A 15,501-nucleotide genomic window follows, 5' to 3' on the forward strand; every position below is an offset into this window, starting at 1 on the left:
GCATGCTTCCAGCATTGTGGGCGCATCAATAGACACTTTCCCCACTCCCCTAGCCTACCCCTCACTCCCGGCCCACTCACCCTCGACTCCCCCAAATCCATCGCCGGCTTCACCTTCAGGTACAGAAAGTCTTCCGCCGATCGCGCCTGGTTGACCATAACGCTATACGAGCCGTCCATAGAAAACAGCAGAAGGCAGCAAAGCCGTTCCTCAGGCAGCCTAGACTAGGTTCGGGATAGCTTACCGTTGAATCTAGCCGATGACCGTTCTCAAACTACTGCTTGTGCGTCACGGCCAGTCGGTAGGCAACACCGAGGGCCGAATGGAAGGATGCAGCTCTACCGGGCTAACCCCTCTAGGCATGGAGCAGTCGCGACGGCTGGGCCAACATCTGGCTACTACCGACTGGCACCCTACCCACATCTATTGCAGCCCCTTGACACGCTCTACCGCCACCCTGGCAGCAATAGTCAAAGGCTTGGGAGAAAAGACTTTTCAAGCGGTTGATGAGCCGAGAGCAGCCCCACACGCCGCTACCACGGAACCGCCGAAGGCTGTGACTATGGCCTCTGGTCAGACGGTGCCCGTGACCCTGCTAGACGACCTCAAAGAATACGACGCCGGCATTTTTACCGGCCTGACCTGGGCCGAAGCTTGCGATCGCTACCCCGACCTCTGCCACCAGCTCGAAACTAACCTCGACTGGCAGCCTATTCCTCAGGCCGAAACCCTGGAGCAGGGCCACAACCGAGCCCAGCGAGTGGTGGGTAGACTGCTCGAACGTCACCGCAATGGCGATCGCGTTCTCGTCATTGGTCACCACTGGATTTTGCAGCACGCAATCGCCTGCCTGATGGGCTGCGATCGCGCCTGGGGTCTGCCCATGGCCAACACCGCCCTGTTTGAGTTTTGGCTCGATCGCGATCGCTGGCTCCAACCCGGCCCCAACCGTCTTAATAGCGAACTGTGGCGCATCAAACGCTTCAACGCCACCACCCATCTACACCGTCCGCGCGAATGTTAACCTCGCTCACCTGTCTGCTCCGCACCCCCCTTGACCGCCGTGCCGATATACATCACCCGCATATCCCCATCAAAGCGCGCCTCAAACTTGCCTGTCGTCTGATATAGCCGATAGGCCGCCATCGCTTCCCTCACCGTGCTGCCAAACAGATTGAAGCCATCCATCTTCACCGCTTCAAAGCCCGCCTGACTCAGCATGGCGCGCAGCTCATCGGGGGTGATGAACTTCTCCCAGTCGTGAATACCTACCGGAATCTGGCGCAGGATATTTTCTAGCAGCCAGATCATGACTAAACGCGATCGCGCCGTGCGGTTGATCGTGTCAAAGCAAAACAACCCACCAGGTCTCAGCACCCGGCTGATTTCCTGCACTGATTTCAGGGGGTCGGCCACGTGCTCGAGCACATCCACACAGACCACCACATCAAAGGCAGCTGCCTCAAAGGGCAACGCCTCTGCCACGCCCCAGCGGTAGGTAATCGGCCAGCCCTCCGCTTCGGCATGGGCCTGAGCGGCCGCAATACAGCGGGCTGACTGGTCTAGCCCCCACACTTGAGCCTGTTGGTGAGCCAAAAACTCGCAGGTAAAGCCCCCGCCACAGCCCACATCTAGCACCCTCAGTCCTTTCCAGTGGGGTATGACCCGATCAAAATATTTGAACCTTAGCGGGTTCAAGCGGTTGAGCGGCGCAATGGTGGCAGTTTCGTCCCACCAGCGGGCAGCCTGCTGATCGTAAAAAGCGAGGTTGTTGCGCCGTCGTCCCAAATTCTTTCCTAGAAACTTCGCTCCCGGCATACAAAAGCCCCATCCAATATAGACAGTTCTAGAACTGAATCTGAGCATCCAAAATAAATGCATCTGTCAGCTGGGACACCCCGGCCGAGCTAGCCGGTTGCAGCCGCAGACGCTGACGCACTACGCAACTCACCAAATCATCCACCGCGCTGCTGCCCGTGCCCTGCAGCAGCCGAACATTGGAAATTTCGCCGCTGGGCTCTACCCGAATCTGCATTTGCACCGAGGCAGCCGGGACTCCTACCAGCAGCGCATCTAAGTTGGCAAACCCACAGCTCGAGGCCAAAGGCTGCATGGCAATAGCGCTGGTGTTCAACAGCTGCGGAGCCGTTTCTGGAATATCCCTGCCATTGGGGTCAAGGCGAATTCCTATGGGCACCACTTGTCCGCCCTGCCCCTCAGCCCCGCCTCCACCCGGTGCGGCATTCCCTGGTGCTTCGCCGCCGTCAGCACCTCCAGGGAACGGATTGTTGCCCCCCGGCTGGCCCCCTGCCCCCGGTGGTCGACTGACCGCTGGCACTGGTGCCCCTGGAGGCTCCGGACGGGGGGGAGGTGGAGCCACTGGCGGCCCCGACGTCACTGGAGCCGGGGTAGGCGGAGGGGCCGGGGCAACCGGGGGGCTATCCACTGGGGAGGTCGCTGGCTGAGGCGGCGAGGAAACAGGCGGTGCTACCGACGGGGGAAGGGGGGTAACAGATGGAGCCTCTGCTGCTGCTGGAGCGGTTTGAGCCGCTAGGGGCGCAGCAGCATCTGCCTCGACTGTGGCCGCAGTCGAGGTATCGTCGCCAACTGATGCCCCTGGGGCTGCACTGGACAGTCCAGGGGCCGCCTGGTCGGCAGAGAGATTCACTAGCTGAATGGGTAACGGAGTCATCTCACCCTCAGGCTGGGCTGGGGTTTGAATAGACAGGGTGCGCACCATGCCCAAGGCCAGGCCGTGGGTTAGCACTGAGGCCACAGCGGCCACTGGCCACAGCAGCTTGGGGTCGCGGTGGCGAGCAAAGGTCGTCAGAAACGGAGAGTTGGCCATAGCTAGCGATGCCCTCGCTAGGGCAGACCAAAGACAGTATCAGCGTTGTCGAGCTGTAAATAAAACGATTCTCTAGATCGTACCCCTTGGGCAGGGGGAGAAGGGTATATTGACTGCTAAGGCGATGGCCAAACGTCCGGTTAAGTGCTGGGCACTCGCTCCGCGAACGGCAGCGCTGGCAATAGTTGTGTTTGCCGCAGAGACTCATGGTACAGGCCGACCCAAATATTTCTCCCCTTTCGGCCTCGGCAGCATCCCAGCCGCATGTTCGCACGGCCAATTTGCGCGATCTCGATCGCCTTACCGATGTGCTCACCACCAGCTTTTACGATCGCGACGGCTGGCGGCTGTGGGTCTATCCCTTCATTCGGCTCGGCATTTACGAAGATTTGAAGCAGCGGCTCAAGGCCCAATCGCCTCGCTACGCCTGTCTGGCTGCCGTCGCCGCCCCCACCGCAGGGTCTACTGCAACCTATGGAGAGACCATCGCCGGTACTGTGGAAGCCTCGCTACGCCAGCCCTGGCCCTGGCAGGGCGATCGCCACGTCTATATTTCAAATTTGGCTGTAGATCAAACCTTTAGGCGCCAGGGCATTGCCATTGCCCTGCTGCGATCGTGCGAACAGGTAGCGCAACGATGGGGCATCCGTGAGCTACAACTCCACGTCATGGAAGACAACTTAGCGGCCCGAGCGCTTTACCGCAAGGCAGGATTTTCAGTCGTGCAGACCGAGGACTCACCAGCCTCGTGGCTAGGGCTACAGGCCCGTCGGCTCATGATGCACAAAACCCTACAGCCGCCGCCTCAGCCAACCAAGCCCTAGTCCGGCCGGACAACTTCACAGAAACATCAAGCTACAAGCAGAGAAATTTATCCCTACTTCAGCGTAGCTAAACACTTCACCGAGGGCCTGGTAGACGTTTACCCTAGAATGAAGGCCTGGGAACCTCGGTAACCAGAGCACCCAAAACTGACCCAGACTGTAGCTAATTGAGCTGTTGTCGCTACTATGTGACGGGGATGATCTCCAACTTTGAGCAGAATATTCCAGGGCCAGGTTACGGGAGTTCTCTGCACTCCCCTGGATTTTCTGCGGCATCTCGGTCTATGCGTCCCTACGCCGTTAGCTCAGTGAGTAGCCTGTCAAACCCATTTTTTGAGTCTGGCCTGCTGCTGCCAGAAGACGATGACATTCTGGCTAGAATTCGCGGTGGCGAACTGTGGGTTGTCAACAGCCGCCGTCGCAACGGTTTGATTATCCACAAAGAGTTTTACACCGAGTTTGCCGGTCCTGGTGCCGCTGTAGGCGGTGGCCTGGACGCCGACTGCCGGGCTGTGATTCCCCTGGGCAGCCTGTCACTCATTTCTCCCGAGTCAGCCGAGGCCCAGCAAAAAGCCCTCAAAATTCGCTTACAGTGGGTGCGGCTCACCCAAAACTTTACCGATAAGCCGGTGCCCATCGATCGCGCCCAGCTTATCCTCGAACAGTTCAAGAGCTACTTTGACCAGAGCATTGTCGACAACGTGCCCGACGAGGCCTTTGCCCTGCTCGTAGGCGTGCTCCCCTATACTGTCCGCCGCGCTAGAGCCCTGGTGTAGGGGCAGATGGCATTCGCGCGATCGCACTGAGAGTAACAGACAGGATTTTGGCGAAGCACCCTACAGCTGCCGCATGTGGGCTAAGGTTCGCTGATTCTCCGCCGGAGTGCCGATGGTAATTCTCAAGCCGCCACCTGTGTGGCGCACCAGCGTTCCCTGCCTGCGCAGACAGTTGAACCAGCGCTCTAGCTCTGCGCTTGGAGATTGACCAGAGGACACTGGCAGTCGCCCGTAGAGAAAGTTGGCGTCGCTGGGCCAGAGCCGCAGGGGGGTGTGCTGGGCGATCGCATCGGCCAGTTCCCGCCGCTGCTGCTGAATCTCGGGCACCACCGCCAACAACTCCTGCCTGTGGGCGAGGGCCAGCTGAGCCGCCGCCTGGGTGAGGCTGGGCAAGTTGTAGGGCAGGCGCACCTTTTCGAGCGCCTGAGTCAACTCTGCATTCGCCACGGTATAGCCCACCCGATAAGCCGCTAGGCGAAAGGCTTTCGAAAACGTCCGCATCACCACCCAGTTGGGTCGAGTCAGCACCTCCGCCACGGTGGTCTGCTGGCTGAATTCAAAATAGGCCTCGTCCACCACGACCAGAATCTCGGGAGGCAGAGATTTGAGCCAGTCCAATTCGGCAGCGGTGAGGGCATTGCCCGTGGGGGAGTTGGGGTGCACCACAAACACCACTCGCACCGGGGCTTCCTGGGGTTGGTCAATCGCCTGCTGCGCTGCGGCCAGATCGAGCTCAAAGGTAGCTTCACTGCGGCCTACTGACACCACCGGAATGCCCAGGGTGCGAGCGAGAATGCCGTACATCGAAAAGGTGGGGTTGGCTACCAGGACCGAGCCTTCACCGCCGACGCAGGTGGCGATCAGCAGCGAGCGAATCAGTTCGTCAGAGCCATTGCCGACGGAGATATGGTCGGCGTTAATGGCGGTTCCGCTGGCAGATTCGGTGACGTACTGGGCGATCGCGCTCTTCAGTGCCCCATGTCCACCGTCGGGATAGCGGTTGGCGGCGACGTCGTGGTGCAGTTGCCAGGCCAGCTTTTCTTTGAGCGCCTCGGGCAGATCGTAGGGGCACTCGTTGGTGTCAAGAATGTCGAAATTAGCGGGGGATGGGTCGTCTGCTGACTCAACGTGAGGGGTGTAGGCCGTCAGTTGAACCACCGCCGATCGCAAAAAGGGCAAAGCCATGGAGAACGCAAGTGCAGTAACCCCCCCATTATTGCAGAGCCGGTGGGACGGCTAGGAAGATGGGCATTAGCGGTATACTTTTGCCAACCTGGCTCCCCTAGTGGCGTTTCGTCGGCTGCTTTTGATCCAGGGGAGTACACTGAGAGGGATAGGCACTTAGCCTATAACCGCTGCAAAATCAAGGCCAGAACCGCAGACCACCATGCTAGACGCACTGATCATCTTTTCATTTATCCTGGCCGGGGCGGGCATTGGGTTCTACAGCATTGATCTGCTGCCCCAGCCGATTTTGCAGCAGGTCACCAACATTGAGGCGCTGGGTGCAGTGACCGCCGTGTTCGGCGGGTTGATTGGCACGGGCTTGGGCCTGGTCATGCAGACCAGCTACCGCCGCCTAGAAAGCCAGGTTAAAGAACTGCCGCCCGATCGCATTCTCACCCGCGCCGTGGGTTTGGTGCTGGGCCTGCTGATCGCCAACCTGATGCTGGCGCCGCTGTTTTTGCTGCCCATTCCCTCGGAGTTTGGCTTTATTAAGCCGATGACGGCAGTGTTAGGCAGCGTGCTGTTTGCGGTATCGGGGATGAACCTGGCCGACACCCATGGGCGATCGCTGCTGCGCCTGATCAGCCCCAGCACGCTGGAATCAACCCTGGTGGCCGAGGGCACCCTCAAGCCCAGCAAGACCAAGGTGCTCGACACCAGCTGCATTATCGATGGCCGCATTGAAGGGCTAATGGATACCGGCTTTTTGGAGGGGCAGCTGCTGGTGCCCCAGTTTGTGCTGCAAGAGCTTCAGAACGTGGCCGATGCTAGCAATGACCAAAAGCGCGATCGCGGCAGACGTGGCCTCGATGTACTCAACCGCATTCGCGAGTCTTACCCCAACCGCCTGCTGATCAATTCCGTCGACTACGATGACATCCCCACCGTGGATGCCAAGCTGGTAAAGCTGGCCCAGGAACTCAACGCCATGCTGCTCACCAACGACTACAACCTCAACAAAGTCGCCAGCTTTCAAGATGTTGAAGTCCTCAACATCAATGACTTGGCCCAGGCTATTCGCCCCGCCTACTTGCCCGGTGACGACATTGACCTGAAGATTCTCAAAGAGGGCAAAGAGCCCTCCCAGGGCGTAGGCTACCTCAACGACGGCACCATGGTGGTGGTTGAAGAAGGCCGCGACTACATCGGCGAAGAGCTAGAGGTAGTGGTGACCGGGTCACTGCAAACCTCCGCTGGACGCATGATCTTTGCCCGCCCCAAGACCTCTATAGTGGCCTCCTAGGCCGGACTGCAATAGGGTACGATCAGCATCGGCTTTTCATTACCGTTGCCATGACCGCCCGCATTGAGCTAACCGACGCTGCCCCGCACCAAACCCTGACTCTTGAGTTCCCTGCCGACGGGGTGGCGCTGCGAGGCCGGGTGCGAGTGCCGGGGGATAAGTCGATTTCCCACCGATCGCTAATGCTGGGAGCGATCGCCCAGGGCGAGACCCGCATTCAAGGCCTGCTGCTAGGGGAAGACCCGCGTAGCACCGCCGCCTGCTTTCAAGCCATGGGCGTTACCATGTCATCGCTTGAAGACGAATGGGTAACGGTGCAGGGAGTGGGCCTGGGCAATTTACGGGAACCGGCAGACGTGCTCAACGCCGGAAATTCAGGCACCACTCTGCGGCTGATGCTGGGGCTGCTGGCGTCACACCCCGCTCGCTACTTTGCGGTGACAGGCGACGGTTCGCTGCGATCGCGCCCCATGGATCGCGTCATCAAACCCCTGAGCCTGATGGGCGCAGAGATTTGGGGCCGACAGAACAATCGCCTTGCCCCCCTAGCAGTGCGGGGGCAATCTCTCAAGCCAATTCACTACCACTCCCCCGTCGCCTCCGCCCAAATCAAGTCCTGCATTTTGCTGGCCGGGCTGATGACCGAGGGCAGCACCACCGTCACCGAACCCAGCCTGTCGCGCGACCACAGCGAGCGGATGCTGCGAGCTTTTGGGGCCAATATTTCGGTAGACCCCGACACCTGTAGCGTCACCGTACGCGGACCGGCCACCCTCACCGGGCAGACCGTGGTAGTACCCGGCGACATTAGCTCGGCCGCTTTTTGGCTGGTAGCCGGAGCCATTACCCCCGGCTCCGATCTAGTCGTTGAGAATGTGGGCATCAACCCCACCCGCACCGGCATTCTCGACGCGCTAGAGGCGATGGAAGCCGACATTACCTTAGAAAATCCGCGTGAGGTCACCGGAGAACCCGTGGCTGACCTGCGGGTACGCCACAGCCACCTCAAGGCCACCACCTTCAGCGGTGATCTAATTCCCCGCATGATCGACGAGGTGCCGATTTTGGCGGTGGCGGCTCTGTTTGCCAAGGGCACCACCACCATTACTGATGCCGCCGAGCTGCGGGTCAAAGAGTGCGATCGCATCGCGGTCATGGCCAGCCAGCTCGCTCAGATCGGTGCCCGCATCGAAGAACACCCCGACGGCCTCACCATCCACGGCGGCACCCCCCTCACGGGGGCCAGCGTGGATAGTTATACTGATCATCGAGTGGCCATGAGCCTGGCGATCGCCGCCCTACGAGCCAAAGGCTCAATGCAGATCCAGCGGGCCGAAGCAGCAGCGATTTCCTACCCGAGCTTTACCGCTACCTTAGCTGAGCTTTGCGGATTGAGCGTAGGTTGAGTTAAGTTCGTGCCCAAACCATGACTTAGACCGTCACCCTGGGCACACTCTAAGCAAGCCCAAGAGGCAATTTTAGGGCTTGACGTTCCAGCAACCGATGTGGCAACCGTTGAAAAACTTTGTCAATAGCCTGACCACCTACATGGCCCTCAGCCCCGACATGGTCGCCCGACAACGGGTGAACCAGTGGCTGCGATCGCGCCCGTGCCTCACCTGCGACGAGTGGTACCGCTACCATTGGACCCCGCCGGCAGTGCGCCGACCGCTGCCCAAACCGCTGATTGACTTTACTTACCAGCAGCTCACCGACTACTCCGGCCTCGAGATCGGTCGCGTCAAGCCCAGCGATCACCTGGTTGACGATTTGTCGTTTCCAGCGGTGTGCTGGTTTGACTGGAGCCTCACCCTCTGTGAAGATTTCTACGAAACCTTTGGCCTTGATATCAGCGAGCACTTCGACGAAACTCAGCTGTTCACCTGCGCTGATTTAGTGAACTTTTTAGAGCAGCAGTTGGAGAGTCGCAATGAAGAGATGAGGGAGATAGGGGGATAAGGGAGATGAGGGAGTGTTTGGGATGCTGCCTTTTACCTTGGCTCTCTCCCTCTATCTTTCCCATCTCCCCACCTTCCCCATCTCCTGCTCGCCCCAGCAGAGGTTTGAATTAAAGTGAAAGGGTAGCCTACAACGCGCCGTCGAGATAGGCGTAAGGATTCCCCATGAGCTTGAAAGACCGCATCAGCGACGACATCAAAACCGCCATGAAGGCCAAAGAAAAGGTGCGCCTAGAGACGGTTCGCAGCATTAAAAAAGTGATTCTCGAAAAAGAGTCTTTGGTGCGCCCCAGCGGACAAGATGAGCTTACCGCCGACCAAGAACTAGAGGTGCTGACCCAGCTGGCCAAACAGCGCAAAGACTCAATCGAGCAGTACCAAAAAGCCGGGCGCGACGAGCTGGCTGCCCAGGAAGCTGAAGAACTAGCCATTATTGAAGAATATCTGCCCCAGCAGCTCAGCGATGCCGAAGTCGAAGCCGTCATTGACGATCTGATCGCCCAGACCGGGGCCTCGTTGCCCAAAGATATGGGTAAAGTGATGGGGCCAGCCATGCAGCAGCTCAAAGGCCGCGCCGATGGTGGGAAGGTGCAGGCTTTGGTCAAGGCCAAACTAGCGGGCTAGAACCGAATTTAAGCCTTTTCATACTCAATCCGTTGGGGCAAATGGCGATCGCTCCCACAAGATCTAGCCATCGCTAGACCGGTTAAAACACTCTGCACAGCCTTTTGGGGTGATGTCTATACAGTAGGCTGTTGGTTCTGGCTTTGCAGCTTGTAGCGCAGCTCGGTGAGATAGTCGTCGTCACCAATCAGGTGCTCGTTGTAGTTGCGCTGCCACACCGACTGCCCCAACTGGTTAAGCCGCAGATTGATGCGCTTGGCCGCTACCGCTTTAAAGCTAGCAATAAATGACGACAGCAGCCAGGGCTTTTGGCCTTCATCAATGCCGGTTAGCCCGGCGCCAACTGTAGCTGGCACCTGTAAAAAGACAATGCTTTGCAGGCTAGTAGGGGTAATTGTCCAAACATCGAGGTCGATGCCTTTGCGATTGGCGGCAGAGCGGACCCACTCGTCAGCCACGATCAAGCCGCAGTCGTTGAGACACAGCTGGCCCTGCCTGTAGTCGCCTAGTAGCGGCTGCTGCTGAAAGGTCGAAAGCCTGATCAGGTAGGGCTTAGGCGCAGCGGAATGAGTCAAGATATTTGCCCTCGAAGCAACTATGGCGTAGGCGTTATTGCGTAGACTCATGAGCGCCAAACCATGAAAGCACCAGTACCCTAAGTCTTCCCAACCGACTCGGGCCAGTATCAAGGTTGGGGATGAAGTTACGGTGTTGTTGCGGCTGTTCTACAGGCCATCGCTTAAAGCTTGAATGAGCTTGTCTAAATAGCTGTTGATGAGCTGGGCTGACGCCTCCGGTAAGGCAGCCAACACTTGAGCTTGCAAGCTGCGGTAGGCGGCGATCGCAGAGTCCTGTTTATGCAGGGCGCGGGTAATGTTCTGCATCCACATCACATACTCTTCCATAAAGCCGTCCGGGTCATCGAGCAGAACGGCTTTAGCAATGCACTCTAGGGTATAGAGCATGTCGCGCTGACACTTGGCTCCGTGGACCTGCACCACCTCGCGATAGGAACCCACCATGAGCTGGCGCAGGGCGTTGAGTACCAGGGTTTTACCGTCTGCTCTCAGGCGGGTATAGGTCTTAAAACGTGTATCAAAGGACGCCACAAACTGGGCTAGGGGCCGTAGTTCTAAATCGCTGAGGTAGCGACCGTCAGACTCCCGAATGGAGTTGAGCAGAGTGTGGTTCATAGCCGGGGAAAGTGCATTGACCCAAACAAATATCGCCCTAAGTTGCACCTGGAGTTGCAAAAGGTAATAATTGGAAACGCTTAGAGAAAGCAGGCTGTGCTGACATCAATTGTTCTTTTCAGGCGGATCTGGCTGGTTAATAATGTCGTTGATGACGTTATCAACTGCCACGGTGAGGCGGTAGGGAATGACATTTTCTGATTGAGATACCACCACAATCTCGTAATAACCCGACTGGGGCAGCTCTCCAGCCCAGGTGTTTTGCTCGGCATCGGCCAGAATGTGGGGCAGCTCGTCGGTGGGCACCGGCACGTAGAGCGAGAGGCGGGTGCTCTCCGGGGGGGCTTGCAGATTTAGACGCAGCAGCTGCTGAGCGGTGAGATTGACAACATAGATCTGGCCATGGCCAGGGTTGAGGTTGCCTTCCTGCTGCTGGTTGAAGGTGCCTTGCGCAAAGGTAACTTCGGTCAGGTTTTCGCCATTTTCCATGGCGTTGACTTGGTCTTGGGCCAGAGCAAACCAAATTTGGTCGACGGCAGTTTCGACAAAACCCTCTCTTGCCCGCCCTGGAAACAGCTGGCTGAACCGGGCATCAGCCAAATCGTAGAGGGCGTTGCTGCTGACGTAGAGGGCGTTGACCTGGCGCTTCCAGCGATCGCTGTCGGTGGGGTTATAGCGGCCTAGCTTGCTGCGGGCGTCAGTACTGAGGTTGGCTTCGATCAGGTCTAGATTGTCGGCAGCGATCGCATCCCACGCCGCCCGCAAAGGCTCATCCTGGGGCTGATCGGTGAGCTGAGTACCCTGGCGATCGGGGTTTTGCTCATAAAATAGCTGGTCGGTCAGGCTGGTGACGTAGGACCAGTCAACGCTGAGCGTGACGGCGCGATCGCGCAGGGCCTGTTTGCGCTCGCGCTCAGCCTCACTGAGGTTGGGATTGCTGACATCACTGCCGCCGGGCGAAACAACGTCAGAGCCATCCCCCCCCAACTGGCTCAGGGGGTCTAGCCACCACCATAGCCCTCCGGCGACTCCCACCATAACCAGCAACCCAGCCAGGGCAGGCCAACACCCCGACGATGTTTTTTGCACCGGCACTGCCCGAGGCGGCGGGGCCACGGTAGCCGTGGGATCGTAGGCCATGGGTGGTGCGTAGGGAGCCGCCGGAGCGATCGCCACCGTAGGCGCTGGCCTCGGCGGTTCAGGCTGGGGCGGTGGCACCGTGGGCTGCATGCGAATGGGCATGGGCTGCGACCAGGATGCCGAGAGCGCGTCGGGGTGGGCCAGGTTAAGGGCAGCCATCGCCTGTCCAGCAGACTGGTAGCGATCGCCTGGATCGTGAGCCACCAGCTGAGTCAACACCTGGCTCAGGGTAGCCGATAGCTCAACCTGCTCTGGCCAAATCCAGCGATCTCGGCGGTCGTCATAGAGGGCGTTGGGGTCTTTGCCCGTCAGCAGCACCAGGGTCGTCATGCCCAGAGCGTAGAGGTCGGTGGCCGGGCTCACCTGGCCCGACTCAAGCTGTTCTTCGGGGGCATAGCCCACGGTGCCCAGGCGGGTGATCGTGCCATCGGCCGCCTGGTAGGGCTGGGCTACCCCGAGCTGATAGCGCACATTCACCACCAGCTGCTTCACGCCGCCAAAGTCGATCAGCACCGGGCGACCGTCGGCATTGCGCTGAATTAAGTTGTCGGGTGAAATATTGCGATGAACAATGCCGATGCTGTGCAGGTATTGCAGCAGCGGCAGCGTTTGCATGAGAAACTGCACCCCTTCCGCTTCGCTAAAGCTCTCGCCGACGGCACGACGGCGATCGAGCAGTTCCTGGTAGGTCGGGCCTTCGACGTAGTCTTGGACCAAAAACAGCCTTCCCTGATCCCGCAGCAGCTCACGAAACCGAGGCACTTGGGGATGGTTGATCTGATAGAGAATGCTGGCCTCGCGTTCAAACAGAGTTTGGGCTTTATCCAAAGCCAGCTTGCCTGGTACCTGGGGGTTAAACTCCTTCAGCACGCAGAGTTCTTGAAATCGGTGGGTGTCTTCGGCCAGATAAGTATCGCCAAAGCTGCCCCGACTGAGCTGCCGCAGCACCCGGTAGTGGCCTCCGAGCAATCGTTCTCCCTGTCCTGCTTCAGCCATAGGTGCGTACTGCTGAATCCAGCTATCTAGTGTTGCGTTCGATGCATTTGTCACAGATTAGCGCAAACCCGTGCTGTTTCTGTGAACGGCTCAAGCGGGCCACCCCCGGTATAGTTGGGCAAAGAAACAGCCCAGGTCTCAATACAAAAAGACCCCTGAGTTAGCTATCCTCAGGGGTCCGAATCAGGGTGCATCTACCGCTCCAATCTCCTAGAGCGATCGCTAAATTCCGGTGAAATACCTAGAGTTCACGGTTACTTGAAACAAAGTGGCTATGATCCAGTGGCTATGTGAATTGTTGACGTTTGCCCTATGGTTAGCCCTGTGACCTCCTCTAAAATTCAAGATTTTCCTACCGATGCTCCCGCTGCAGGGGCGACCCTGGCGCCGGGGGTGTATATCGTTGGGGCGGGGCCAGGCGACCCGGAGCTATTGACCATTAAGGCCCAGCGGCTGCTGAGTCAGGCCGATGTGATTCTCTACGCCAACTCTCTGGTACCTCAGCAAATTTTGGCCTGGACCCGCCCTGACGCCGAGCGCATCGGCACTGCCACCATGACCCTGGAGGGTATTTTGCCGCTGATGGTGGAGCGAGTGCGGGCCGGAAAATCGGTAATTCGCCTGCAATCGGGTGATCCTAGCCTCTACAGCGCCATTCACGAGCAAATTCAGGCGCTGGCGGCAGCCGAGGTACCCTTTGAGGTGGTACCGGGCATTAGCGCTTACCAGGCGGCGGCGGCGAAGCTCAATGCCGAACTGACGATTCCGGGTCTGGTGCAGTCGATCATTCTCACCCGCATCAGCGGGCGCACTCAGGTACCAGAAGCAGAAGATTTAGCCTCCCTAGCGGCCCACAAGACCAGCTTGTGCCTTTACTTGAGCGCCCGCCACGTGGAAGAATCCCAAGCACAACTTTTGCAGCACTACGAGCCGGATACTCCAGTGGCAATCTGCTTTCGCATCGGCTGGCCCGATGAGCAGCTCTTAGTGGTGCCCCTGTCGGAGATGGCCAAAACCACCCGCGAAAGAGACCTGATTCGCACCACGTTGTACATCATTAGCCCAGCGCTGCGAGGGCAGAAGGTCAGGTCTCAGCTCTACAACCCCAACCATACCCACCTGTTCCGACCGCGTCATGGCTCAGTCACCCCTTCCGACTCCAGTCAAGACGCGGTTGCGACCTAGCCTTGACCGGGGGAGGTTCTGGGCTTAGAGTGTTGGCATCAAAAATTATGCCTCTAGGGTTCCGGTTTGGTTGCCAAGCTAAGCGGCTGGTCCGAGAGAGGCGGGTTGGTAATCGCCAACTACACGGCGGGATAAAAGCCCGGGAGATTGATAGGGAGCAGTGAGATCTAGCTGCTGCTTAAATCTCCTGGGCTTTTTGCTCACTTCCCAAACCTGCGATTTATTTGGCTCAATGCAACCCTGTGAGGCTTTCCGATGACTACCGACCCATCCAATGACCCTGTATTTCAAAGCCCGAACGGCAGCTCGACCGAGGCCCAGCGCGCCTTAGAAATGGAAGCTCGCCTACCCATGACCGGCTGGCAGCAGGAAGTTTCTCAGGGCCTAGAGTATGGCCTAGAGGCAGCGGCGAGCATTCGCGATCGCACCATTCCCACCTTCTCTCGCGGCGAGCTGCCCCACTACGCGGGCATCAACACATTTTTGAAGGCACCCTACATAGAAGATGTGCGCCGGGTTGGGGAATTCGACGTGGCGATCGTCGGCATTCCTCACGACTCGGGCACCACCTACCGTCCTGGCACCCGCTTTGGCCCCCAGGGCATTCGTCGCATTTCAGCCCTCTACACACCCTACAACTTTGAGATGGGGATTGACCTGCGCGAGAGCATTACCCTCTGCGACGTGGGCGATGTGTTCACCATTCCGGCCAACAACGAAAAGTCCTTCGACCAGATCTCCAAAGGCGTGGCCCACGTGTTTGCCTCGGGCGCGTTCCCAATTTTGCTGGGGGGCGACCACTCCATTGGCTTCCCTACGGTGCGGGGCATCTGCCGCCACCTGGGCGACAAGAAAGTCGGCATCATCCACTTCGATCGCCACGTTGACACCCAGGAGACTGACCTGGATGAGCGCATGCATACCTGCCCCTGGTTCCACGCCACCAATATGGCCAATGCCCCAGCCAAAAACCTGGTGCAGATGGGCATCGGCGGCTGGCAGGTGCCCCGCCAGGGGGTGAAGGTGTGTCGCGAGCGAGCTACCAACATTCTCACCGTTACCGACATTACCGAAATGGGCCTCGACGCCGCTGCCGATTTTGCGATCGCCTGCGCCACCGACGGCACCGACTGCGTCTGGATTAGCTTCGACATCGACTGCATCGACGCGGGCTTTGTACCCGGCACCGGCTGGCCCGAACCCGGCGGCCTGCTGCCCCGCGAAGCCCTCTACCTGCTCAAGCGCATCGTGCAAGAAACCACCGTCTGCGGCATTGAAGTAGTGGAAGTTTCGCCCCCCTACGATGTCAGCGACATGACGGCGCTGATGGCCACCCGCGTGATTTGCGACACCATGGCCCATCTGGTGAAGTCGGGCCAGCTACCCCGCCGCGAGAAGCCCAGCTACATCCACGAAGAGGCGAATATGAGTGTGGACGAGCCGTGGCAGTAGGAAGAAAAGATGAGGCGATAGGGGGATGAGGTGAT

15 protein-coding genes and 1 riboswitch are annotated in these 15,501 nt (G+C 58.8%); of the genes, 9 read left to right on the forward strand and 6 right to left on the reverse strand.

Annotation, left to right across the window (positions count from 1 at the left end; translation table 11 throughout):
* Positions 1-259 precede the first annotated feature (259 nt).
* On the forward strand, positions 260-1,024 hold the full coding sequence (locus H6F75_RS17815) for a histidine phosphatase family protein (protein ID WP_190753794.1): 765 nt from the start codon (positions 260-262) through the stop codon (positions 1,022-1,024).
* Here the strand turns inward: H6F75_RS17815 and ubiG are convergent.
* Together ubiG and H6F75_RS28550 are read right to left on the reverse strand one after the other, a co-directional pair.
* Positions 1,021-1,818, reverse strand: coding sequence for a bifunctional 2-polyprenyl-6-hydroxyphenol methylase/3-demethylubiquinol 3-O-methyltransferase UbiG (ubiG, locus tag H6F75_RS17820; RefSeq protein ID WP_190753795.1), 798 nt, complete (start codon positions 1,816-1,818; stop codon positions 1,021-1,023). The two genes, H6F75_RS17815 and ubiG, sit on opposite strands and share 4 nt — an antisense overlap.
* A gap of 28 nt (positions 1,819-1,846) precedes the next feature.
* Positions 1,847-2,848, reverse strand: a complete 1,002-nt coding sequence (locus H6F75_RS28550) for a hypothetical protein (RefSeq protein WP_190753796.1) — start codon at positions 2,846-2,848, stop codon at positions 1,847-1,849.
* 206 nt (positions 2,849-3,054) lie between these two features.
* On the opposite strand from H6F75_RS28550, the gene H6F75_RS17830 reads away from it, so the two are divergent.
* Both H6F75_RS17830 and H6F75_RS17835 read left to right on the forward strand, forming a co-directional pair.
* Entirely contained in the window at positions 3,055-3,672 is a 618-nt protein-coding gene (locus H6F75_RS17830; RefSeq protein WP_190753797.1) for a GNAT family N-acetyltransferase, read from the forward strand.
* A 284-nt stretch (positions 3,673-3,956) separates the two neighbouring features.
* Positions 3,957-4,448, forward strand: a complete 492-nt coding sequence (locus H6F75_RS17835) for a hypothetical protein (RefSeq protein WP_190753798.1) — start codon at positions 3,957-3,959, stop codon at positions 4,446-4,448.
* Positions 4,449-4,508: 60 nt separating this feature from the next.
* Here H6F75_RS17835 and H6F75_RS17840 read toward each other — a convergent pair whose 3' ends face one another.
* On the reverse strand, positions 4,509-5,633 hold the full coding sequence (locus tag H6F75_RS17840) for a histidinol-phosphate transaminase (RefSeq protein ID WP_190753799.1): 1,125 nt from the start codon (positions 5,631-5,633) through the stop codon (positions 4,509-4,511).
* A gap of 202 nt (positions 5,634-5,835) precedes the next feature.
* Here H6F75_RS17840 and H6F75_RS17845 point away from each other — a divergent pair, with 202 nt between their 5' ends.
* The 4 genes from H6F75_RS17845 (at position 5,836) to H6F75_RS17860 (ending at position 9,500) form a co-directional block, all read left to right on the forward strand.
* Entirely contained in the window at positions 5,836-6,918 is a 1,083-nt protein-coding gene (locus H6F75_RS17845; RefSeq protein WP_190753800.1) for a PIN/TRAM domain-containing protein, read from the forward strand.
* A gap of 50 nt (positions 6,919-6,968) precedes the next feature.
* On the forward strand, positions 6,969-8,324 hold the full coding sequence (aroA, locus tag H6F75_RS17850) for a 3-phosphoshikimate 1-carboxyvinyltransferase (protein ID WP_190753801.1): 1,356 nt from the start codon (positions 6,969-6,971) through the stop codon (positions 8,322-8,324).
* 97 nt (positions 8,325-8,421) lie between these two features.
* Positions 8,422-8,877, forward strand: a complete 456-nt coding sequence (locus tag H6F75_RS17855) for a hypothetical protein (protein WP_190753802.1) — start codon at positions 8,422-8,424, stop codon at positions 8,875-8,877.
* Positions 8,878-9,041: 164 nt separating this feature from the next.
* On the forward strand, positions 9,042-9,500 hold the full coding sequence (locus tag H6F75_RS17860) for a GatB/YqeY domain-containing protein (RefSeq protein WP_190753803.1): 459 nt from the start codon (positions 9,042-9,044) through the stop codon (positions 9,498-9,500).
* Between the two features lie 116 nt (positions 9,501-9,616).
* Here H6F75_RS17860 and H6F75_RS17865 read toward each other — a convergent pair whose 3' ends face one another.
* From H6F75_RS17865 to H6F75_RS17875, 3 genes are all read right to left on the reverse strand, one after another.
* Positions 9,617-10,126: a transposase gene (locus H6F75_RS17865; protein WP_139297000.1), complete on the reverse strand. Its 510-nt coding sequence runs from the start codon at positions 10,124-10,126 to the stop codon at positions 9,617-9,619.
* Positions 10,127-10,225: 99 nt separating this feature from the next.
* Entirely contained in the window at positions 10,226-10,693 is a 468-nt protein-coding gene (locus H6F75_RS17870) for a hypothetical protein (RefSeq protein WP_190753804.1), read from the reverse strand.
* A gap of 105 nt (positions 10,694-10,798) precedes the next feature.
* Positions 10,799-12,829: a serine/threonine-protein kinase gene (locus H6F75_RS17875; RefSeq protein WP_190753805.1), complete on the reverse strand. Its 2,031-nt coding sequence runs from the start codon at positions 12,827-12,829 to the stop codon at positions 10,799-10,801.
* A gap of 312 nt (positions 12,830-13,141) precedes the next feature.
* On the opposite strand from H6F75_RS17875, the gene cobM reads away from it, so the two are divergent.
* Both cobM and H6F75_RS17885 read left to right on the forward strand, forming a co-directional pair.
* The gene (gene cobM, locus H6F75_RS17880) at positions 13,142-14,014 is read left to right on the forward strand and encodes a precorrin-4 C(11)-methyltransferase (protein WP_242020097.1); all 873 of its coding nucleotides are present in this window, start codon (positions 13,142-13,144) and stop codon (positions 14,012-14,014) included.
* Between the two features lie 42 nt (positions 14,015-14,056).
* Positions 14,057-14,162: riboswitch (guanidine-I (ykkC/yxkD leader) on the forward strand.
* Between the two features lie 107 nt (positions 14,163-14,269).
* Positions 14,270-15,466, forward strand: coding sequence for an agmatinase family protein (locus tag H6F75_RS17885; RefSeq protein WP_190753806.1), 1,197 nt, complete (start codon positions 14,270-14,272; stop codon positions 15,464-15,466).
* Positions 15,467-15,501: the final 35 nt, after the last annotated feature.

Origin of the sequence: Nodosilinea sp. FACHB-131 (genome assembly GCF_014695395.1) — a bacterium.
Taxonomy (GTDB): domain Bacteria; phylum Cyanobacteriota; class Cyanobacteriia; order Phormidesmidales; family Phormidesmidaceae; genus Nodosilinea.

What these genes read in the sequence shown, in the direction of transcription:
- H6F75_RS17885 (WP_190753806.1), top strand. Translation starts at nt 14,270, where the DNA reads ATGACTACCGACCCATCCAATGACCCTGTATTTCAAAGCCCGAACGGC.
- H6F75_RS17875 (WP_190753805.1), bottom strand. Translation starts at nt 12,829, where the DNA reads ATGGCTGAAGCAGGACAGGGAGAACGATTGCTCGGAGGCCACTACCGG.
- H6F75_RS17860 (WP_190753803.1), top strand. Translation starts at nt 9,042, where the DNA reads ATGAGCTTGAAAGACCGCATCAGCGACGACATCAAAACCGCCATGAAG.
- H6F75_RS17865 (WP_139297000.1), bottom strand. Translation starts at nt 10,126, where the DNA reads ATGAGTCTACGCAATAACGCCTACGCCATAGTTGCTTCGAGGGCAAAT.
- H6F75_RS17815 (WP_190753794.1), top strand. Translation starts at nt 260, where the DNA reads ATGACCGTTCTCAAACTACTGCTTGTGCGTCACGGCCAGTCGGTAGGC.
- ubiG (WP_190753795.1), bottom strand. Translation starts at nt 1,818, where the DNA reads ATGCCGGGAGCGAAGTTTCTAGGAAAGAATTTGGGACGACGGCGCAAC.
- H6F75_RS17840 (WP_190753799.1), bottom strand. Translation starts at nt 5,633, where the DNA reads ATGGCTTTGCCCTTTTTGCGATCGGCGGTGGTTCAACTGACGGCCTAC.
- H6F75_RS17830 (WP_190753797.1), top strand. Translation starts at nt 3,055, where the DNA reads ATGGTACAGGCCGACCCAAATATTTCTCCCCTTTCGGCCTCGGCAGCA.
- cobM (WP_242020097.1), top strand. Translation starts at nt 13,142, where the DNA reads ATGGTTAGCCCTGTGACCTCCTCTAAAATTCAAGATTTTCCTACCGAT.
- H6F75_RS17870 (WP_190753804.1), bottom strand. Translation starts at nt 10,693, where the DNA reads ATGAACCACACTCTGCTCAACTCCATTCGGGAGTCTGACGGTCGCTAC.
- H6F75_RS17845 (WP_190753800.1), top strand. Translation starts at nt 5,836, where the DNA reads ATGCTAGACGCACTGATCATCTTTTCATTTATCCTGGCCGGGGCGGGC.
- aroA (WP_190753801.1), top strand. Translation starts at nt 6,969, where the DNA reads ATGACCGCCCGCATTGAGCTAACCGACGCTGCCCCGCACCAAACCCTG.
- H6F75_RS17855 (WP_190753802.1), top strand. Translation starts at nt 8,422, where the DNA reads ATGTGGCAACCGTTGAAAAACTTTGTCAATAGCCTGACCACCTACATG.
- H6F75_RS17835 (WP_190753798.1), top strand. Translation starts at nt 3,957, where the DNA reads ATGCGTCCCTACGCCGTTAGCTCAGTGAGTAGCCTGTCAAACCCATTT.
- H6F75_RS28550 (WP_190753796.1), bottom strand. Translation starts at nt 2,848, where the DNA reads ATGGCCAACTCTCCGTTTCTGACGACCTTTGCTCGCCACCGCGACCCC.